At 70.7% G+C, this 19,619-nt stretch carries 19 protein-coding genes; 6 read left to right on the plus strand and 13 right to left on the minus strand.

The window, feature by feature from the left end:
- Nucleotides 1-19 precede the first annotated feature (19 nt).
- The 4 genes from chvE to ACP4E5_RS30790 all read right to left on the minus strand — a co-directional run bounded on the left by chvE (nt 20) and on the right by ACP4E5_RS30790 (nt 4,523).
- Entirely contained in the window at nt 20-1,135 is a 1,116-nt protein-coding gene (chvE, locus tag ACP4E5_RS30775) for a multiple monosaccharide ABC transporter substrate-binding protein (RefSeq protein WP_425834317.1), read from the minus strand.
- 138 nt (nt 1,136-1,273) lie between these two features.
- Nucleotides 1,274-2,233 (minus strand): hypothetical protein, encoded by a 960-nt coding sequence (locus ACP4E5_RS30780; protein WP_425834319.1) that lies wholly within the window; start codon nt 2,231-2,233, stop codon nt 1,274-1,276.
- A gap of 128 nt (nt 2,234-2,361) precedes the next feature.
- Nucleotides 2,362-3,369 (minus strand): zinc-dependent alcohol dehydrogenase, encoded by a 1,008-nt coding sequence (locus ACP4E5_RS30785; protein ID WP_425834321.1) that lies wholly within the window; start codon nt 3,367-3,369, stop codon nt 2,362-2,364.
- Nucleotides 3,366-4,523 carry a mandelate racemase/muconate lactonizing enzyme family protein gene (locus ACP4E5_RS30790; RefSeq protein WP_425834323.1) on the minus strand — a complete coding sequence of 386 codons (1,158 nt, stop codon included), beginning with the start codon at nt 4,521-4,523 and terminating at the stop codon, nt 3,366-3,368. The genes ACP4E5_RS30785 and ACP4E5_RS30790 overlap by 4 nt, the downstream gene beginning before the upstream one ends.
- A 203-nt stretch (nt 4,524-4,726) precedes the next feature.
- Between ACP4E5_RS30790 and ACP4E5_RS30795 the strand changes: the two genes are divergently transcribed.
- On the plus strand, nt 4,727-5,395 hold the full coding sequence (locus ACP4E5_RS30795) for an SCO2400 family protein (protein WP_425834325.1): 669 nt from the start codon (nt 4,727-4,729) through the stop codon (nt 5,393-5,395).
- Between the two features lie 19 nt (nt 5,396-5,414).
- Here ACP4E5_RS30795 and ACP4E5_RS30800 read toward each other — a convergent pair whose 3' ends face one another.
- Nucleotides 5,415-5,852, minus strand: a complete 438-nt coding sequence (locus tag ACP4E5_RS30800; RefSeq protein WP_425834327.1) for a MarR family winged helix-turn-helix transcriptional regulator — start codon at nt 5,850-5,852, stop codon at nt 5,415-5,417.
- Nucleotides 5,853-5,977: 125 nt separating this feature from the next.
- On the opposite strand from ACP4E5_RS30800, the gene ACP4E5_RS30805 reads away from it, so the two are divergent.
- The 3 genes from ACP4E5_RS30805 (at nt 5,978) to ACP4E5_RS30815 (ending at nt 8,370) form a co-directional block, all read left to right on the plus strand.
- Nucleotides 5,978-7,003: an NADP-dependent oxidoreductase gene (locus ACP4E5_RS30805; RefSeq protein WP_425834329.1), complete on the plus strand. Its 1,026-nt coding sequence runs from the start codon at nt 5,978-5,980 to the stop codon at nt 7,001-7,003.
- 110 nt (nt 7,004-7,113) lie between these two features.
- Nucleotides 7,114-7,536, plus strand: coding sequence for an organic hydroperoxide resistance protein (locus tag ACP4E5_RS30810; RefSeq protein WP_425834331.1), 423 nt, complete (start codon nt 7,114-7,116; stop codon nt 7,534-7,536).
- A gap of 39 nt (nt 7,537-7,575) precedes the next feature.
- Nucleotides 7,576-8,370, plus strand: coding sequence for an EI24 domain-containing protein (locus ACP4E5_RS30815; RefSeq protein WP_425834333.1), 795 nt, complete (start codon nt 7,576-7,578; stop codon nt 8,368-8,370).
- Here ACP4E5_RS30815 and ACP4E5_RS30820 read toward each other — a convergent pair whose 3' ends face one another.
- Nucleotides 8,371-8,955 (minus strand): TetR/AcrR family transcriptional regulator, encoded by a 585-nt coding sequence (locus ACP4E5_RS30820; protein ID WP_425834335.1) that lies wholly within the window; start codon nt 8,953-8,955, stop codon nt 8,371-8,373.
- 111 nt (nt 8,956-9,066) lie between these two features.
- On the opposite strand from ACP4E5_RS30820, the gene ACP4E5_RS30825 reads away from it, so the two are divergent.
- A complete protein-coding gene (locus ACP4E5_RS30825; protein ID WP_425834337.1) occupies nt 9,067-11,511 on the plus strand; it encodes a beta-glucosidase family protein in 2,445 nt (814 codons plus the stop codon).
- Between the two features lie 71 nt (nt 11,512-11,582).
- On the opposite strand, the gene ACP4E5_RS30830 is transcribed toward ACP4E5_RS30825, so the two are convergent.
- Together ACP4E5_RS30830 and ACP4E5_RS30835 are read right to left on the minus strand one after the other, a co-directional pair.
- Nucleotides 11,583-12,581, minus strand: coding sequence for an aldose epimerase family protein (locus ACP4E5_RS30830; protein ID WP_425834339.1), 999 nt, complete (start codon nt 12,579-12,581; stop codon nt 11,583-11,585).
- 46 nt (nt 12,582-12,627) lie between these two features.
- A complete protein-coding gene (locus ACP4E5_RS30835) occupies nt 12,628-13,542 on the minus strand; it encodes an SGNH/GDSL hydrolase family protein (protein ID WP_425834341.1) in 915 nt (304 codons plus the stop codon).
- A gap of 348 nt (nt 13,543-13,890) precedes the next feature.
- Between ACP4E5_RS30835 and ACP4E5_RS30840 the strand changes: the two genes are divergently transcribed.
- Nucleotides 13,891-14,385 carry a DUF3145 domain-containing protein gene (locus tag ACP4E5_RS30840; protein ID WP_425834343.1) on the plus strand — a complete coding sequence of 165 codons (495 nt, stop codon included), beginning with the start codon at nt 13,891-13,893 and terminating at the stop codon, nt 14,383-14,385.
- Nucleotides 14,386-14,631: 246 nt separating this feature from the next.
- Here ACP4E5_RS30840 and ACP4E5_RS30845 read toward each other — a convergent pair whose 3' ends face one another.
- The 5 genes from ACP4E5_RS30845 to ACP4E5_RS30865 all read right to left on the minus strand — a co-directional run bounded on the left by ACP4E5_RS30845 (nt 14,632) and on the right by ACP4E5_RS30865 (nt 19,608).
- Entirely contained in the window at nt 14,632-15,903 is a 1,272-nt protein-coding gene (locus tag ACP4E5_RS30845; RefSeq protein ID WP_425834345.1) for a beta-ketoacyl-[acyl-carrier-protein] synthase family protein, read from the minus strand.
- An 87-nt stretch (nt 15,904-15,990) separates the two neighbouring features.
- On the minus strand, nt 15,991-16,239 hold the full coding sequence (locus ACP4E5_RS30850) for an acyl carrier protein (RefSeq protein WP_018530896.1): 249 nt from the start codon (nt 16,237-16,239) through the stop codon (nt 15,991-15,993).
- Between the two features lie 73 nt (nt 16,240-16,312).
- Complete coding sequence (locus tag ACP4E5_RS30855) at nt 16,313-17,344, minus strand: ketoacyl-ACP synthase III (RefSeq protein WP_425834348.1); 1,032 nt, start codon at nt 17,342-17,344, stop codon at nt 16,313-16,315.
- A gap of 18 nt (nt 17,345-17,362) precedes the next feature.
- Complete coding sequence (locus ACP4E5_RS30860) at nt 17,363-18,289, minus strand: ACP S-malonyltransferase (RefSeq protein WP_425834350.1); 927 nt, start codon at nt 18,287-18,289, stop codon at nt 17,363-17,365.
- Between the two features lie 89 nt (nt 18,290-18,378).
- Complete coding sequence (locus ACP4E5_RS30865) at nt 18,379-19,608, minus strand: PucR family transcriptional regulator (RefSeq protein WP_425834352.1); 1,230 nt, start codon at nt 19,606-19,608, stop codon at nt 18,379-18,381.
- Nucleotides 19,609-19,619: the final 11 nt, after the last annotated feature.

A 19,619-nucleotide genomic window follows, 5' to 3' on the forward strand; every position in this document is an offset into this window, starting at 1 on the left:
TGAGACGTGTACGGTCGGTCTACTTCAGGCCCAGGTCGGACTTGGTGTAGTAGCCGCTGTCGATGAGCGTCTTCTGGTAGTTGGTCTTGTCGACGCTGACCGGGGTCAGCAGGTACGACGGGACGACCTTGGCGCCGTTGTCGTACGTCTTGGTGTCGTTGACCTTGGGCTTCTTGCCGTTCAGTACGTCGTCGACCATGTCCACCGAGACCTCGGCGAGCTTGCGGGTGTCCTTGTAGACGGTCGAGTACTGCTGGCCCGCGATGATCGACTTCACGGAGGCGACCTCGGCGTCCTGACCGGAGACCACCGGCAGCGGCTTGGCCTTCGTGCCGTAGTCGTCGGACTTCAGCGCCGAGAGGATGCCGATGGAGATGCCGTCGTACGGCGAGAGCACCGCGTCGACCTTCTCGCTCTTGTACGTGGAGGTGAGGATGTCGTCCATGCGCTTCTGCGCGGTGGCGCCGTCCCAGCGCAGGGTCGTGACCTGGTTGAGCTTGGTCTGACCGGACTTGATCACCAGCTGCTTCTTGTCGATGTACGGCTTGAGCACCGACATCGCGCCGTTGAAGAAGTACTTGGTGTTGTTGTCGTCGTTGGAGCCGGCGAACAGCTCCAGGTTGAACGGGCCCTTCTTGCCGCTGTCGAGGCCCAGCTTCTTGACGATGGCGCCGGCCTGCAGTTCGCCGACCTTCTCGTTGTCGAACGTCGCGTAGTAGTCGACGTTCTTCGAGTCCAGGATCAGGCGGTCGTACGCGATCACCGGGATGTTCGCGTCCTTCGCCTCCTGGAGCACGTTGGTGAGGGACTTGTTGTCGATCGAGGCGATGATCAGCGCCGAGACGCCCTGGGTGATCATGTTCTCGATCTGCGAGACCTGCTGGTCGGGGTCGTCCTCACCGAACGCCAGCTTGGTCTTGTACCCCTTCGCCTTCAGCGACTTGACAACGTTGTTGCCGTCGGCGATCCACCGCTCGGAGGACTTGGTCGGCATCGCGATGCCGACGGTGGAGCCCTTCGCGCTCTTCTTCTCGTCCTTGCTTCCGCCCTCGCCGCTCTGGCCGCAGGCGGACAGGGCGAGCGCGAGGGAGGCGGAGGCGGCTATCGCGGTGAGCACGGCTCGACGGTTTCGCATGGTCATCATCCTTGATGTGTGAGTTGCACAAATGCGGGTGGTGCGAAGTCCCTTGCGCGGAGCGTGGGTTGAACGAGTGGAGATGCGTTGGATTCTGCGCGGCCCTGTCCAGTTCTGGGAAGTTGCGTGCCCGGAACGTTATTGGCCCGTGTCGAACCGGCTCAGCACTCCGGGCAGCCGCGAGCCCAGCGGCGACATCCCGCCGTCGGCCCCGTGCCGCTCCAGCAGGTCGAGCGCGAGCCGGCCCCGGCGCACCCGCTCGCGGGCGGTGTCCAGCGTGACGTCGCGCAGCTGCGCCCCGTACGGGTAGATGGCCGGCGCCTTGGCGAGCCCGAACTTCAGGTACAACGGGGCGCCGCGGCGCACCAGTTCGGCGATCTCGTACATCCGGACATAGCCGCCGAGGTCGTCGGGCGCCTCGACGTACATGTCCATGGGCGCGGCCGAGACCCGCCGGATCTCCGTGAGATGCGCGAGCGTGAGGTCGCTCGGCACGTTCAGCGAGTCGGCCCCGAGCCGCTCGTACACGGCGTACGAGGCGGGGTTCACGGGCCCGACGAGCGCGGACACCTTGAGGGTGGTGTCGGCCGGGATGATCCCCTGGGTGCGCGCCCTGTGCAGCGTCCACAGCACGCCCTCGTCGGCGACGAGCAGGCACTTCACGCCCAGCTCCGTCGCCCGCACGGCGTCCTCGACGCATCCGGCGACGGCGTCGTGCCCACGGGCGCGCAGTCCCGCGCCGCCCGAGTCGGTCCGCACGGAGGCGCCGGTGTCCCAACTGCCGCGCGGCCCGGTGAACAGGCAGAGCTCGATGTCGCGTTCGGCGGTCGCCTCGACCATCTCCTGGATCTCGGCGTCCCGCAGCATCCAGATGCCGCTGCCCTGGCTGATCCGGTGGATGGGCACGTCGAGCCGCGAGGACTCCTTGAGCACGACGGCGACCGCCTCCGGCCCCTCGACCGACGGAATCTCGGTACGCCAGGTGCCGCCGTCGGGGAAGGTGTGGGGCGAGGCGTCGGCGGGCTCGGGCTCGGGAGCGCCGAGCCCGAGGGAGGAGAGGGCGGGTTCGCCGGGTCGGCGGGGTGAGTGGTCGGTCACGGTGGTCCTTTTCGGGTTGTTCGACATTTCGGACGAAGTTCGGTCTTATCCAGCCCCTGCGGCGATTGAGCAGCGGGGTGCGGGGCAGAGCCCCGCAAACCCCGGGGGGCCGCTCCGACACCGGTGACCTAAGGCCTCAACAGCACCTTGCCCACCGCAGGGTCACCCGCCCCCACCCACTCGATCGCCTCGGCGAACCGTTCCAACGGCACCTGGTGCGTCACAAGCGGCAACGGATCGAGCAACCCCGCCCCGAACATCCGCACCGCATGCGCCCACGCATCCGCCGCCGCCCCGAACACGGTCCGCACCTCCAGCTGCCGCACCACGAGATCCGTGGGGTCGAGCCCTTCCGCCGATCCGGCCGCCGGGATCCCGGTGAGCACGAGCCGCCCGCCCCGCCGCAGCAACGACGCGGCCGTGCGCGCCGCAGAGGCGGACCCGGCGGTCTCGATGACGACGTCGAGGTCGTCCGGCAGCTCCTCGCTGCGCAGCCGGAAGTCGGTGGCCCCGAACTTCCGTGACAGGGCCTCCCGTTCGCCCCGCGTCCCGACCACGACCAGCTCCGCAGGAGACGCGGCCGCGAGGAACTGCACGGCGAACATCCCGAGCGTCCCGGTCCCGACCACCCCCACCCGCTCCCCGGGCCTCGCCTCCGCCTTGAGAGCGGCGGCGGCGATGCACGCGGCCGGTTCGAGCAGCGCGGCGGCGGTGAGGTCGGCGTCGTCGGGCAGCGTGTGCAGCAGCCGGGCCGGAAGTGTCAACGTGGCGGCCATGGCCCCCGGTTGGGTGAACCCGGTCTCCTTGTACCCGTGGGTGCACAGGGTCGTCTCACCCGCGTGGCACCGCTCGCACACCTGGCAGTTGCGGAACCCCTCGCCGACGACCTTGCGTCCGGCCAGGGAATCCGGCACCCCGTCACCGACCGCGTCGACGACGCCGGACCACTCGTGCCCGGGCGTCAGCGGGTAACGCACGTACCCCTCGGGGCGGTTGCCCTGGTACACCTCGCGGTCGCTGCCGCAGATGCCCACGGCGTGCACGCGCACGCACGCCTCGCCGGGGCCCGGCGCTGTGGGCTCGTGGGAGACGACCCGGTGCTTGCCGGGCGCCTCGACGACGACGGCGGAACTCACGACGTCGCCTTCGGGTCGCGCTTCTCCCAGCCCTCGGCCCACAGGTCGAACCGGGCCTGCTGCTGCGGGAACTCGGCCGCCGCGTCGACGTCGAGCTCGACGCTGAGGCCCGGCTCGTGGGACAGCTCGAAGTAGCCGTCGACGACCTTCGGCGCGCCCTTCACGACCTTCTTGATCTCCGCGTCCGCGAAGTCGTTGAAGTGCTCCAGGATCTTGAAGTTGGGCGAGGTGAAGCCGACTTGGAGAGAGGCGGCCGTGAGCACGGGCCCGCCCACGTTGTGCGGGGCCACCAGCATGTAGTGCGTCTCCGCCGTGGCGGCCAGCTTCCGCGTCTCCCAGATGCCGCCGATGTGCCCGACGTCCGGCTGGAGAATGTCGACGGCCTGGCTCTCGAACAGCTCCCGGAACTCGATCCGGTCGTGGATCCGCTCACCGGTCGCCACCGGCATCTCCACCTTCGCGGCCACCTTCTCCAGCGCCTTGAGGTTCTCCGGCGGCACCGGCTCCTCCAGCCACGCGGGATTGAACGGCGCCAGGTCGCGGGCCAGCCGGATCGCCGTCGCGGGGGAGAACCGCCCGTGCATCTCCAGCATCAGCTCGGCCTCGGGCCCGATGGCGTCGCGCACGGCCTCGATCAACGACACCGCGTACAGGGACTGTTCGTGGTCCAGCTCGAAGTGCCCGGTGCCGAACGGGTCGATCTTCAGCGCCTTGTACCCGCGCTCCATCACCGTCTGCGCGGCCTTGTGGTACGCCTCCGGTGTGCGCTCGGTGGTGTACCAGCCGTTCGCGTACGCCTTGACCTTGTCGGTCACCTTGCCGCCGAGCAGCTGCCACACCGGGACGCCGAGGGCCTTGCCCTTGATGTCCCAGCAGGCCATCTCGATCACGGCGATCCCGGACATGACGATCTCGCCGGCGCGGCCGTAGTCGCCGTACTTCATCCGCCGGACGAGGTCCTCGACGGCGAACGGATCTGAGCCGACAATGTGGTTGGTCTGGGCCTCGTGCAAGTAACCGACGAGCGCGTCGGTGTGGCCCAGCATCCGGGTCTCGCCGACACCGGTGAGTCCTTCGTCGGTGTGCACCTGTACGTAGGTCAGGTTCCGCCACGGAGTCCCGACCACGTGCGTGCTGATTCCCGTGATCCGCAAGGCAGTTGCCCCCTGTGCTGTTCGAAATTTCGTCACACGTTCGAAATGCTGGCGTGACAGTAAGGCGGCCCCACGGGGGTGTCAATGGGTCTCGTCAGTCGATGGGCAAGCCGTTATCGGTCGATCGTCGTCGCGTTCCGTGCAGAAGTTTCACAGGACGGGCTTTTTCCCGCACCGCCCCTGCGCCTAGCCTCCCTTGGTCTATGGACGACTACTGCCATCCGTGCCGCAGACATCTCAACGGCGCCCTGGCCTGCCCGGGTTGCGGCACGCCGGTCGACGCCGTGCGTGCGTACGGGGAGTGGGTCGCCGCGAACGAGGGGGCGGCCGGGGAGGGCTCGGGCCGGGCGGACGCGCCGGTCGGGACGCGGGGCCGGCGCCGCGCGCACCGCTCGACGCGCCGCTCCGCGCGCTCGCGGCGGCGGGGTCGCGCCCTCCTCGCGGGTGCGGGCCTCGCACTCGCCGTGACCGGCGTCGGACTCGGTGTCGCACGGCTCGGCGGTGGGCCCTCCGGCGGCGGCGCCGAAACACAGGCCGCCCCCGACACGCCCGCCGCCCCCACGAAAGCCACCGAGGCGACATCCCCGTCCGTCACGGCCGCTCGCTCCACCCCACCCGCGTCCCGCGCCTCGCGTACGTCGCAGGCCCCCGCCTCGACGCCGCCGCGGCCGGAGCACACGCGGGCCTCCGGTCCGGTGGACGCCGACGCGACGCGGTCGGCGGAACCGTCCCCGGCCACATCAGGCGCCCGCTCCTCGGGTAGCCCTCGCCCGGCCCCCTCGGCCTCCCGCACGCCGTCCGCCACCGCCACACCCACCACCGCGCCGAGTCCGTCCGAGACGTGCGAGCGCGTCCTGTGGTGGTGTACGTAAGCGAGCCTCCAGGGGGCGGTCAGCCCTCCCCGAGCATCCGCCGCAGCATGTCCCGGAACGCCACCCGCTCCTCCTGTGAGAGCCCGGACAGGGGCTCCCGCGCGAAGTCGAGCGACTCGCGCAGGGCGCGCGCGATCCGCCGCCCCTCCGCGGTGGCGGCGGCCACCTTCACCCGCCGGTCGCCCGGCGAGGGCTGCCGCTCCACGAGGTCGCGGGCCTCGAGGCGGTCCACGATCCCCGTCACGTTCGACGGCTCGCACTTCAACCGCTGCGCGACCTGCCGCATCGGCAGCGGCCCCAGGGACAGCAGCCCGAGCACCCGCGCCTGCGCCCCGGTGAGCCCGTGCCGGGAGGCGGCCTCCTCGTACTCCTGGTGGTAGCGCGCGACGACCTCCCCGATCAGCTCGACGACCTCGAGGGTGAGGGGGTCCGTGCGGGGGGTACTCGGTGCGGCCATGTCTCCCAGCGTACCCAGTTGCTTGACATGATGAAATATTCAGGAGCATTGTTGTTTCAGGTACTGAAGTATTTTTCGCATGCTTCGGCCCACGTGCTTCCGCCCCCTCGACAAAGGATCAGCGCATGACCGCCGACACCCCCCAGATCCCCGCCACCGGCCGCGAGTGGGTCCTGCTCAGCCGCCCCGTCGGCTGGCCCAAGCCCGAGGACTTCGAGCTGCGCGAGGCCCCGGTGGCCGAGCCGGGCCCCGGCCAGGTGCTGGTCGAGAACCTGTACGTCTCCGTGGACCCGTACATGCGCGGCCGGATGAGCGCCGCGAAGTCCTACGTCGCCCCGTACGAGCTGGGCAAGCCCATGCAGGGCGGTGCCGTCGGCGTCGTCCTCGCCTCGAACGACGAGGGTGTGGCCGTCGGCGACCACGTCCTGCACTTCAACGGCTGGCGCGAGTACGCGACGTTCGACGCGAAGCAGGCCGTGAAGGTCGACCCGGACGCCGCGCCCCTGTCCACGTACCTCGGCGTCCTCGGCATGACGGGCCTCACCGCCTACGCGGGCCTGCTGCGCACGCTCTCCTTCAAGGAGGGCGACAGCGTCTTCGTCTCCGGCGCCGCGGGTGCGGTCGGCGGCCAGGTCGGCCAGATCGCCAAGCTCAAGGGCGCCTCGCGGGTCATCGGCTCGGCCGGCTCGGACGAGAAGGTCAAGCTGCTCCTGGAGGAGTACGGCTTCGACGCCGCCTTCAACTACAAGACGGGCGACGTGCACACGCTCCTGAAGGAGGCCGCTCCCGACGGTGTCGACGTCTACTTCGACAACGTCGGCGGCGACCACCTGGAGGCCGCCATCGCCCGCCTGAACCGCGACGGCCGCATCGCCATCTGCGGCGCGATCTCCGTCTACAACGCCACGGAGCCGGCCCCCGGCCCGCGCAACCTCTCCCGCCTGATCCAGACCCGCGGCCGCATCGAGGGCTTCCTCGTCGGCGACCACTACGACCTGCAGCCGCAGTTCGTGCAGGAGGTCGGCGCGTGGGTGCGCTCCGGCGAGCTGAAGTACCGCGAGACGTTCGTCGAGGGCATCGAGAACAACCTGGAGGCGTTCCTCGGGGTACTGCGCGGCGACAACACCGGAAAGATGATCGTGAAGCTCTGACGCCTTCGCGCACCGGCGAGTGACCCCCGCCACACCGGTGGATTCCATGATTCGGTAGCCTCGTTCCGCAACACGAAAGACAGTCACCCGCGCGAACGAGGGAGCCGGTCATGGCCATCACGCAGTCCGACGTCGTCTACACCGCCACCGCCACCGCGGAGAACGGCCGCGACGGCCGCGTCTCCACGAGCGACGGCAAGCTCGACCTCGTCGTCAACCCGCCCAAGGAGCAGGGCGGTTCGGGCGAGGGCACCAACCCCGAGCAGCTCTTCGCGGCCGGCTACAGCGCCTGCTTCCAGGGCGCGCTCGCCGTCGTCGCCCGCCAGGAGGGCGTCGACGTCTCCGGCTCGACCGTCACCGCCAACGTCGGCATCGGCAAGAACGACGACGGCTTCGGCATCATCGTCGAGATCTCGGCCGCGATCCCGAACGTGGACGCGGCCGCCGCCAAGTCCCTGGTCGAGAAGGCCCACCAGGTCTGCCCGTACTCCAAGGCGACCCGCGGCAACATCACGGTCACGCTCTCCGTCTGAGCTTGATGCCCGGTCGGGCCCGTCCCGTAGGGTTGCGCCATGCGTGATCTCGGGGCGGGCTTCGGCTATTTGATGAAGGGGCAGCGTTGGGTTGCCCAGCACGGAAAGCGGTACGGCTGGAGCCTGCTGCCGGGGCTGATCACCCTCGTCCTCTACGCGGCGGCGCTGGTCTGCCTCGCCGTCTGGGGCGGCGACTTCACCTCCTGGGCCACCCCGTTCGCCGACGACTGGTCGTCCCCGTGGCAGGGCCTGTTCCGCGGTTTCCTCACGGCGGTGCTCTTCGCGCTTGGGCTGCTGCTCGCGGTCCTGACCTTCACGGCGGTCACGCTCCTGATCGGGCAGCCCTTCTACGAGTCGCTGTCCGAGGAGGTCGACCGCGTCGAGAGCGGCGGCCACGCGCCGGAGTCCGGCCTCCCGCTCTGGCGTGAACTGTGGATCTCCGCGCGCGACAGCATCCGCGTCCTGTGCCGGGCGGCCCTGTGGGGCATCCTGCTCTTCGCCCTCGGCTTCCTCCCCTTCGTCGGGCAGACCGTCATCCCGGTTCTCGGCTTCTTCGTCACCGGCTTCTTCCTCACGGAGGAGCTGGTGGCGGTGGCCTGGCAGCGCCGGAACCGCCAACTCCGCGAGCGACTGGCTCTGTTGCGCTCGCGCAAGGGCCTGGCGTGGGGCTTCGGCACGCCGCTGGCCCTCGCGTTCCTGATCCCGGTCGTCGCGGTGTTCCTGATGCCGGGGGCGGTGGCCGGCGCGACGCTGATGGTGCGCGAACTGGAGGACGCCGAGCGGCGCCCGGAAGATGTCGCGGGGGCACGGCAGGTGCCGCAGGCCCGGCCGTAACTACGCGTCGCCCGCCAGCAGTTCAAGAAAGTCGCGCACCGCGCCGGGCATGTCCACGGCCTCCGGGTCGAGCAGCCACTGGTACTGAAGGCCGTCCAGTACGGCGACGAGCAGCGGCGCGGCCCGCTCAGGGGTGAGCCCGCCCGGCAGCCGCTCCCCGTACTCGGCGCGCAGCACCTCCGCCATCGACTCCCGTACGCCGACGTAGCGCCGCGTGAAGAACTCCCGCGCCGGGTGCCCCTCGGTCACCGACTCGCCGAGCAGCGCCGAGAAGGTCTGCACGATCCCGGGCCGCATCGCGTTGTACTCGACCAGCGTGCCGAGCAGATCGAGCCGCCACTGGCTGCTCGGCACCGAGTCCCACTGGTCGCGCTCCTCGAGGACGGCGACGAGCAGCGCCTCCTTGGTGGGGAAGTGGTGCAGCAGCCCCTGCTGGGTCAGCCCCACGCGCTCGGCGACCGCCGCCAGGCTCGCGCCCCGGTACCCGCGCTCGGCGATGACCTCCAGCGCGGCCCGCAAGATCTCGGCCCGACGTCCCTGGCCCCTGGCGGTCCTGGTGCTGCTCATGCGGTCACCGTACGACACGGCAGGGGCGGGCCCAGACCTCTCGGATAACGTCAAGATAACGAAACCTACCGCTTCACAAGTCCCGGGTGCAGGATGGAGGCGCCCAGACTTCGACGAGGAGGTGCCGGTATGGCGCAGCAGGTGGACGGCGACAAGGAGCGGGCCGACCGGGCCCGCGAGGCGGCGGTCGAGGCCGCGCTCGGCAAGCTCGATCTGGACACCAAGGCCCGGCTGCTCGGCGGCCAGGACATGTGGTCGCTGCCCGCGGTCCCCGACATCGGCCTGAAGTCCCTCGTCATGTCCGACGGCCCCATCGGCGTGCGCGGCGTGCGCTGGAGCGCCGACGACCCGTCGATCGCGCTGCCGTCCCCGACCGCGCTCGGCGCCACCTGGGACCCGGAGCTCGCCCGCCGCGCCGGCGTCCTGCTCGCCCAGGAGGCCCGCCGCAAGGGCGTCCACGTGCTGCTCGCCCCGACCGTGAACCTGCACCGCTCCCCGCTCGGCGGCCGCCACTTCGAGACGTACAGCGAGGACCCGTACCTCGCCGGGCTCATGGGCACCGGCTACGTCCGGGGTGTGCAGTCCGGCGGCGTCGGCACGACCATGAAGCACTACGTGGCGAACGACGCCGAGACGGACCGCTTCACGGTGAACAACCTCGTCTCCGAACGGGCCCTGCGCGAGCTGTACTTGGCCCCCTTCGAGGCCATCGTCAAGAACGCCCACCCGTGGGGCGTCATGACCGCCTACAACCAGGTCAACGGCACCTCGATGACCGAACACCGCCACCTCGTGGGCGACATCCTGCGCGGCGAGTGGGGCTTCGACGGCTTCAACGTCTCCGACTGGATGGCCGCCCGCTCCACCGTCGGAGACATCAAGGGCGGCCTGGACGTCGCGATGCCCGGCCCGCTGACCGTGTACGGCCCGGCGCTGGTGGAGGCCGTCCGCTCCGGCGAGGTCGACGAGTCCGAGGTCGACGCGGCCGTACGCAACGTGCTGCGACTCGCGGCGCGGGTGGGCGCCCTGGAAGGCGCGGACCCCGTCGTCGCCGCACCGCCGTCCGAGATCGACGGCGAGTCCCTGGCCCGCGAGATCGCCCACCGCGGCTTCGTCCTCGTCCGCAACTCCGGTGTGCTGCCGCTGCGTCCGGACGCCCGGGTCGCCCTCATCGGGGCCGCGGCCCGCGACGCCCGCGTCCTCGGCGGCGGCTCCGCCACCGTCTTCCCGTCCCGGATCGTCTCGCCGCTCGACGGCATGAGCGCCGCGCTGCCGTCCCTGACCTACAGCGTCGGCGCCGACCCGAGCGACGAACTCGCCGTCGCCGACAAGGGGTTCACGCTCCGCGCCGTCTGCCGCGACGCCGACGGCACGGTCCTCGGCGAGGGCACCCTCCCGAACGGCCAGGTCCAGTGGCTCGGCAGCGACCTGCCTGCCGGTGTCACCCACGAGGCGCTGCACAGCATCGAGATCAAGGGCACGTTCACCCCGCGCGAGAGCGGCGACCACGCCTTCGGCACGCGCGGCCTCGGCGCCTTCACCCTCACCGTCGACGACACCGTCCTGTACGAGGGCGTACAGGCCATGGGCCCCGAGTCCGACCCCTTCGAGGCGTTCTTCGGCGCCCCGCAGGAGCGCGGCAGGGTGTCCCTGACGGAGGGGCGGCCGGTCGAGGTCTCCCTCCTCCACACCCTCGACAAGTCCCTTGCCATGCCGCTGCCCGCCGTGCTGTTCAGCCTCGTGCACCTCGACCCGCGCCAGGACGAGGACGCGCTGCTCGCCGAGGCCGTCGCCGCCGCGCGTGACGCCGAGGTCGCCGTCGTCGTGGTCGCCACGACGGACCGCGTGGAGTCCGAGGGCTTCGACCGCACCGACCTGCGCCTCCCCGGCCGCCAGGACGAGCTCGTCCGCGCGGTGGCCGCCGCCAACCCGAACACCGTGGTGGTCGTCAACTCCGGCTCACCGGTGGAGCTTCCGTGGCGCGAGGACGTCGCCGCCGTGCTCCTGTCGTGGTTCCCCGGCCAGGAGGGCGGCGCCGCCCTCGCCGACGTCCTCACCGGAGCCGAGGAACCGGGCGGCCGCCTACCCACCACCTGGGGCTCACTGGCCGACGCCCCGGTCACCCAGGTGACGCCGGTGGACGGCGAACTCCCGTACACCGAGGACGTCTTCATCGGCTACCGCGCCTGGGAGAAGTCGGGCGCGACCCCCGTCTACCCCTTCGGCCACGGCCTCGGCTACACCGACTGGACGTACGAGTCGCTCGAAGTCCACGGCACCACGGCGACGGTCCGCGTCCGCAACACGGGCTCCCGCCCCGGCCGCGAGATCGTCCAGCTCTACCTGTCCCCGACCGCCCCCGACGCGACCCGCCCCGCCCGCTGGCTCGCCGGCTTCGCCACCGTCACGGCGGCCCCCGGCGAATCCGTCACGGCCACCGTCGAGCTGCCCCGCCGCGCCTTCGAGACCTGGAACGAGTCCACCCACGCGTGGTCCCTCGTCCCGGGCCCCTACGAGGCCACAGCAGGCCGCTCCCTCACGGACATCCGCCTCTCAAGCCCTTGCGGCGACTGAGCAGCGGGGCCCGGGCAAATCAAGCCCCTGCGGCGATTGAGCAGCGGGGCCCGGGGCGGAGCCCCGAGACGTCAGCCCCGGGCCCCGAACCGGTACACCGTCTCCGACCGATACACGTCCCCCGGCCGCACCACGGTCGACGGAAACTCCACCCGGTTCGGCGAGTCCGGAAAGTGCTGCGTCTCCAACGCGACCCCGTCCCCGGGCGCGAACGGCAACGTCTCGTCGAAGTGATCCGACGTATAGAGCTGCACGCCCGGCTCGGTCGTGGCAACACCGAGCACCCGCCCGGTCACCGGATCGTGCAGCTCCGCCACCTCCACCGCCTCGTCGCCCAGCCCCTTGTCGAGCACATAGTTGTGGTCGTACCCGGCCCCCACCTTCCGGCTCTCCCGGAAGTCGAACCGCGTCCCCGCCACGTCCATCAGCTCACCGGTCGGAATGAGCCCCTCGTCGACGGCCGTCACCCGCCCACCGTCGATCCGCAGCTCATGCCCGCCCGCACTCCCGGACGTGGCCCCGCCGAGATTCCAGTACGTGTGATTCGTCAGGTTCACCGGCGTCGGCGCATCGGTCACGGCCTCGTAGGCGATCCGCAGCACACCGCCCGCCTCCAGCCCGTACGTCACCGAGACCTCGACCCGCCCCGGGAACCCCTCCTCGCCGTGCGGCGACACACGGCTCAGCCGCACCCCGTGCTCCCCGACGGCCTCCGCGTCCCACACCCGCTTGTCGAAACCCCGCTCGCCGCCGTGCAGCGAGTTCGGCCCGTTGTTCTGCGCGAGGTGGTAGATCCGCTCGTCCAAAGCGAACCGGCCGCCGGCGATCCGGTTCGCGTACCGCCCGACCACCGCGCCCAGATACGGCTCCGGGTGCGTCAGATACCCGTCCAGATCGGCGAACCCGAGCACCACGTCGGCCACGGCACCGTCCCGGTCGGGCACCTCGACCGACTGAAGGATCCCGCCGTACGTCAGGACGCGTACCCGCACACCGTCCCGCTCCAGGGTCCAGCGGTGGACGGGAGTGCGGTCGGGATCGGGTAGGGTGCCGAAGAGTTCGCTGCTCATGATCGCGACCCTACGCCCGCGCGCCCGTGCCCCGGCCGGGAGGTGGCTACGGCCGCTCGGCCGTCACCCCGCGGTACGCGAGCGCGGCGATCCGCGCCTGCCCGTTCACACTCGGGTGGAACCAGTCCCACTCGCTCAACTGCGCCTGCCCGAACTTGTACCCGAACACGGCCCCGTCGTCGTACCGGCACTTCTTGTCCTTCGCGCAGACCTCACGCAGCACCTCGTTGTACGCCACCACGCGCGCCTGCACGGAGTCCCGCCGCGCGGCGGCCGCGGAGTTCAGGTCGTCCGGATCGGCCAGCATCGACGCGCAGATGCCGAGCTTCCACACCTGCTTGCCCAGCGGATTCGCCCGCCCCTGCGACCAGAGCCGCTTCAGGTCCGGCACGCTCAGTACGTACACCTGCGCCTTGGGCGCCGTGCGCCGCAACTGCCGCAGGGACTCCTGGAAATCGGCCCGGAAATCCGCGACGGGGGTCATCGCGGCGGCCGACGGCCTGCACGCGTCGTTCGAACCGGCCATGACCGTCACCAGGTCCGGCTTCTCGGCCGCCGCCCGGTTCATCTGCGCGGGCAGATCGGCCATCCGCGCCCCGGTCCGCGCGTGGTTCCAACTGTGCGTCCGGGCACGGCTCTCGCCGAGCAGCCGCACCGCGAGGCTCTTGACCGACTTGTCGGTACCCGTCGCCCACGAGACCTTGGGGCAGTCGGAGAGCACCGAGCACGCGTCGAAGCCACGCGTGATCGAGTCACCCACCGCGGCAACCGACCGAGGCTTCGTGTCCCACGTGGGAGTGGGCTTCGGCGAAGGCTTCGCGGCGCTCGGGGAACCGGAAGGGCCGGGGGAGTTGTCACCCGTGGCGTCACACCCGGCGAGCGTGGCGACACCGCACACGGCCGCGGTCACGGCGGCGACAGCGGCCCGAACGGCGAACGGCCGCTTGCTGCGCTCCCGCATCAGCCCTCCTGCCCTCTCGCTCGCCGTCACCGATCCCGACCCGTCTGACGTCGTACGCGGGGGCGGGGTTGCGTCCCGCCGGGTGAAAGGTCGGTGTTTGTGAGCCCCGGGACCGACAGTACGTCACACTCCTTGCGCTGCTGCGCGATAGCCTCGCCCCGGGATCCCCGGTCGACCCACTGGGGGCCCGCTGTACCGGTTCCGCTAAATTACTACACGTCAGATGTGTCCCTTTTTGTCTGGACCTTTTCGTTCCGGACGAGGTCGTTCAGGACAAGAGGGAAGAAGGCTCGGCACGGGCGCGAGGCCGCTGGGGAAGGCGAACCTCGACCCACACTGGAGGTCCCGGTGACGACACGTGGAGTTCTGTACGTGCACTCCGCTCCGCGCGCGCTGTGCCCGCACGTCGAATGGGCGGTCGCGGGCGTACTCGGCGCGCGCGTCAGCCTCGACTGGATCAGGCAGCCCGCGGCGCCCGGCACCTGGAGATCCGAGTTCTCCTGGCGGGCCGAGGCGGGCACCGCGGCCAAGCTGGCCTCCGCGCTGCGCGGCTGGCAGCTGCTGCGCTTCGAGGTGACGGCCGAACCCTGCGCCGCCGCCGAGGGCGAGCGCTACAGCGCCACCCCCGAACTCGGCATCTTCCACGCCATCACCGGCATCCACGGCGACATCCTCATCCCGGAGGACCGCCTGCGCGCCGCACTGACCCGCTCCAAGGCCGGCGAGACCGACCTGGAGGCCGAACTCGCCGGCCTCCTCGGCAAGCCCTGGGACGACGAACTGGAGCCTTTCCGCTACGCCGGCGAAGGCGCCCCGGTGAGGTGGCTCCACCAGGTGGTGTGAGCCCGCAACGGCTCCGGATGGGCTCCGGGAGGGGCATTTGGGGGCGCGGGGCTGTGCCAATCTGCGGCTCCGCCGCGTGGGCGCAAAGATCGGTTTTTTTGAGGGCGCGGGGAACTGCGCAAACCACCGCGGAACCGCACTCGCGAGCAGCACACAAGGGGCACACCAGCAGGCGAAAACGGAGTGGGCCCGCCCAGGAAACCCGGGGCGGGCCCACTCCCACGTTCAGCGGAGCGTCAGAACGTGTCAGATCGTGCGGAAGGCCAACACCACGTTGTGCCCACCGAAGCCGAACGAGTCGTTCAGCGCGGCGATCCGGCCGTCGACCGGCAGCTTGCGCGCCTCGCCGCGGACGACGTCGGCGGTGCCTTCGGCCTCCGGGTCGAGGTTCTCGACGTTGATGGTCGGCGGAGCCACGCGGTTGTACAGCGCGAGCACCGACGCCACGGACTCGACACCACCGGCGCCGCCCAGCAGATGCCCGGTCATCGACTTGGTGCCGGAGACGGCGAAGTGGTCGGTGTCGTCACCGAACACCTTGCGCAGCGCCTTCAGCTCGGCGATGTCACCGGCGGGCGTCGACGTCGCGTGCGCGTTGACGTGCACGATCTCGGCCGGGTCCAGGTCGGTGTTGTCCATCAGGTTCTGCAGGGCGTGCGCGATGCCGCGGCCCTCCGGCTCCGGCTGCACGATGTCGTGGCTGTCGGCGGAGATGCCCTGGCCGACCGCCTCCGCGTAGACGCGGGCACCGCGCGCCGCGGCGTGCTCGGCCGACTCCAGGATGACGACGCCTGCGCCCTCACCGAGGACGAAGCCGTCCCGGGCCGTGTCGTAGGGGCGCGAGGCACCCTGCGGGTCGTCGTTGTTCTTGGACATCGCCATCATGTTGCCGAACGCGGCGATGGGCAGCGGGTGGATGGCCGCCTCCGTGCCACCGCAGACGACGACGTCGGCGCGGCCGGTGCGGATCATCTCGATGCCGTAGCCGATGGCCTCGGCGCCGGAGGCGCAGGCGGAGACCGGCGTGTGCACACCCGCGCGGGCGTTCACGGCCAGGCCCACGTTGGCCGAGGGGCCGTTGGGCATCAGCATCGGCACGGTGTGCGGGGAGACGCGGCGTACGCCCTTCTCCTTCAGCACGTCGTACTGGTCGAGGAGCGTGGTCACGCCGCCGATGCCGGACGCGATGACGGCGCCCAGACGGTCGGGGTCGACAGCCGGGTCGTCGCCCGCCTTGTCGGTGAAACCGGCGTCGGCCCACGCCTCCTTCGCGGCGATCAGCGCGAACTGGGCGGAGCGGTCCAGCTTGCGGGCCTGCGGGCGGGGGATGACCTCGCCCGGCTCCACGGCGACCGGCGCCGCGATGCGGACCGCCTGGTCGGCGGCCCACTCCTGCTCGAGGGGCTTGACGCCGGAACGTCCGGCGACGAGGCCCTCCCAGGTGGATGTCGCGTCGCCACCCAGCGGTGTGGTTGCGCCGATACCGGTGACGACCACGGTGCGATTGGTCGAGCTCACAGGAATTCTTTCTCCAACGGATCCGAGGGATTCAGCGGCGCCACCGCCGGGTGGCGGAGCGACTGACCATGAGGCAGAGACTGTGGCTCAGGCCTGGTGGTCGAGGATGTACTTCGTGGCGTCGCCGACGGTCTTGAGGTTCTTGACGTCGTCGTCCGGGATCTTGACGTCGAAGCGCTCTTCGGCGGCGACGACGACCTCGACCATGGACAGCGAGTCGACGTCCAGGTCATCGGTGAAGGACTTGTCCAGCTGGACGTCCTCGGTGGGGATCCCGGCGATCTCGTTCACGATCTCGGCGAGACCGGCGACGATCTCTTCCTGAGTGGCGGCCATTGTGGCGCTCCTTCGGTGTGTATCCAGAGGGTGTGGCGGCAGCTGTTCGGATCCGAAGATCCGGACGAGTTGCCTAGGGGAGGGTAACGACCGTGGCGGCGTACACGAGACCCGCCCCGAAGCCGATGACGAGCGCGGTGTCGCCGCTCTTCGCCTCGCCGGTCGCCAGAAGCCGCTCCATCGCGAGCGGAATCGAGGCGGCCGACGTGTTGCCGGTGGTGCGTACGTCACGGGCGACCGTGACATGCTCCGGCAGTTTCAGAGTCTTCACCATCGAGTCGATGATCCGCTCGTTGGCCTGGTGAGGAATGAAGACATCCAGGTCGTCCGGGTTGATCCCGGCCGCGTCCAGCGCCTGCTGGGCGACCTTCGCCATCTCGAACACGGCCCAGCGGAAGACCGCCTGGCCCTCCTGCGTGATCGCAGGGAACTTGACGTTGCCCTGGGAGTCCAGCGGCAGCTGCGAGACATCGCCGATGCGGTACGTGTCCCACGGCACGGTCTGCTTGATGGTGCCGGCCTTGTCGCCCTCGGAGCCCCACACGGTCGGGCCGATCTCGGGCTCCTGGGACGGGCCGACGATCACGGCACCGGCGCCGTCACCGAACAGGAAGGCCGTCGCGCGGTCCTCCAGGTCGGTCAGGTCGGACAGCCGCTCCACGCCGATGACCAGCACGTACTCCGCGCTGCCCTCGACGATCATGCCCTTGGCGAGCGTGAGGCCGTAGCCGAAGCCGGCGCAGCCCGCGGAGATGTCGAACGCGGCGGCCTTGTCCGTGCCGAGCTTGTCCGCGATCTCCGTCGCGATGGCCGGCGTCTGCGCGAAGTGCGAGACGGTCGACACGACCACGGAGCCGATCTGCTCCGGGCGGATGCCCGCGTTGGCGATGGCCTTGCCGGACGCCTCGATCGACATCATCGCCACGGTCTCCTCGTCACTGGCCCAGTGACGGGTGGAGATGCCGGAACGCGAGCGGATCCACTCGTCGGACGAGTCGATCTTCTCGAGGATCACCTCGTTCGGCACGACCCGGGTCGGACGGTAGCCGCCGACGCCGAGGATGCGCGCGTACGGGGCACCCTTGCTGGGCTTGATCTTCGACATGCTGCTCGGATCTCCTTGTCAGGCCGTGGCTGCTGCGGCTACTTCGGCGATCAGGGCGCGGGCTGCGTCGAGGTCGTCGGGGGTCTTCAGGGCGAGGGTCTTGACGCCGGGGAGCGCGCGCTTGGCGATCCCGGTGAGGGTGCCGCCAGGGCACACCTCGATGAGCGCGGTCACACCGAGCTCCTGGAACGTCTCCATGCACTGGTCCCAGCGGACGGGGTTCGCGACCTGGCCGACCAGGCGGGAGACCACCTCGGCGCCCGTCGCGACGGCCTTGCCGTCCTTGTTCGAGACATACGCGACCGTGGGGTCGGCCGGGGCCAGCTCCTTGGCGGCCTCCTCCAGCTTCGTCACGGCCGGCGCCATGTGCCGGGTGTGGAACGCGCCCGCCACCTTCAGCGGCACCACGCGGCGCACCCCCTCGGGCTTGTCGGCCTCAAGGGCGGCCAGCTCCTCCAGCGTGCCGGCGGCCACGATCTGGCCCGCGCCGTTCACATTCGCCGGAGTCAGGCCCAGCTTCTCCAGGTGCGGGACGGTGACCTCGGGGTCGCCGCCGAGCAGCGCCGACATCCCGGTCTCCGTGATCGCCGCGGCCTCCGCCATGGCCAGACCGCGCGTGCGCACGAGCTTCAGCGCGGTGGTCTCGTCGAGCACCCCCGCGAACGCCGCGGCGGTGATCTCACCGACGCTGTGCCCCGCCACGGCACCCGGCGAGACATCGCCGAGCGCGGAAGCCGAGAGCAGCCCGGCCGCGACAAGGAGCGGCTGGGCCACGGCCGTGTCACGGATCGCGTCCGCGTCGGCCTGCGTGCCGTAGTGGGCAAGGTCGAGTCCGATGGCGTCGGACCACGCGGCAACGCGGTCCGCGGCACCGGGGAGTTCGAGCCAGGGAGTCAGGAAGCCGGGCGTCTGGGCGCCTTGGCCGGGAGCGACGAGTACGAGCACTCTCACACTCTCTCTTGGGGACGGGTCGGGCCGCCGGTGGGGACAGGGACGAAGAACCGAAGGGGGAATTGTAGACCCCCGACAAAAGCCTACGACTGGGGATCGGCCTCGGCCAGACGCCCCAGGATGAGGGCGATGCGCAAGGTGAACGCCGAGCGGACATCCGAGGGCGACCACCCGGTGACGTCGGTCACACGTCGAAGCCGGTAGCGGACGGTATTCGGATGCACGAAGAGCATCCGGGCCGCGCCCTCCAGACTGCTTGCCTGTTCCAGATAGACGCTGAGCGTCTCGAGGAGCGCCGAGCCCGCCTCCTCGAGCGGTCTGTAGATCTCCTCCACCAACTGCTCTCGCGCGGCGGGGTCTCCCGCGATCGCGCGCTCCGGAAGCAGATCGTCCGCCAGAACGGGACGCGGAGCGTCCTGCCAGGCGCCGCACGCCTTGAGCCCGGCGGCCGCGGCCTGGGCGGACCGCGTGGCGGCCAAGAGGTCCGGAACCACGGGCCCGGCGACCACGGGTCCCGCCGCGAACGGCCCGATCAGCGACTTCGCCACGGCCAGCGGATTGTCGCTGCCACCCGCGATCACCACGAGCCGGTTCCCGAGCACCCCGGTCAGGACCTGCAGCTTGGCGTGGCGCGAGGCCCGCCGGATCGCCTCCACCGTCAGTTCGCTGTCGCCGTCGGGCGCCGTGCCGAGCACCACGCACACGTGCTCGGGGGAGTTCCAGCCGAGCGCCGCGGCCCGGCTGACCGCGCCCTCGTCGGCCTCCCCGGACAGGACCGCGTTCACCACGAGCGATTCGAGCCGCGCGTCCCACGCGCCCCGCGCCTCCGCCGCCTGCGCGTACACCTGGGCGGTCGCGAAGGCGATCTCCCGCGCGTACACGAGCAGCGCCTCCCGCAGCACGCTCTCGTCGCCGGGCGCCGCCACCTCGTCGATGGCGGACTCCATCACCTCGATCGTCGTCCGCACCATCTCCACGGTCTGGCGCAGCGTGATCGCCCGGGTCAGCTCCCTGGGCGCGGTGCCGAACACATCCGTCGAGATGGCCTGCGGGGCGTCCGGGTGCCGGAACCACTCGGTGAACGCCGCGATACCCGCCTGCGCCACCAGACCGATCCACGACCGGTTCTCCGGAGGCATCGCCCGGTACCAGGGCAACGTCTCGTCCATGCGCGTGATCGCCTGCGCGGCGAGTGCCCCGGACGATTTCTCCAGGCGCTTCAGGGTCGCCGAGTGCGGGTGAGGCTCCGCGGGGCCGCCTTGACGGTCCGCTGGTTCGTTCGCTGAGGGCTGCTCTGATTCCGATTGGGGCACGGGACAAGACT

Origin of the sequence: Streptomyces fractus, assembly GCF_049844455.1 — a bacterium.
Lineage (GTDB): Bacteria > Actinomycetota > Actinomycetes > Streptomycetales > Streptomycetaceae > Streptomyces > Streptomyces fractus.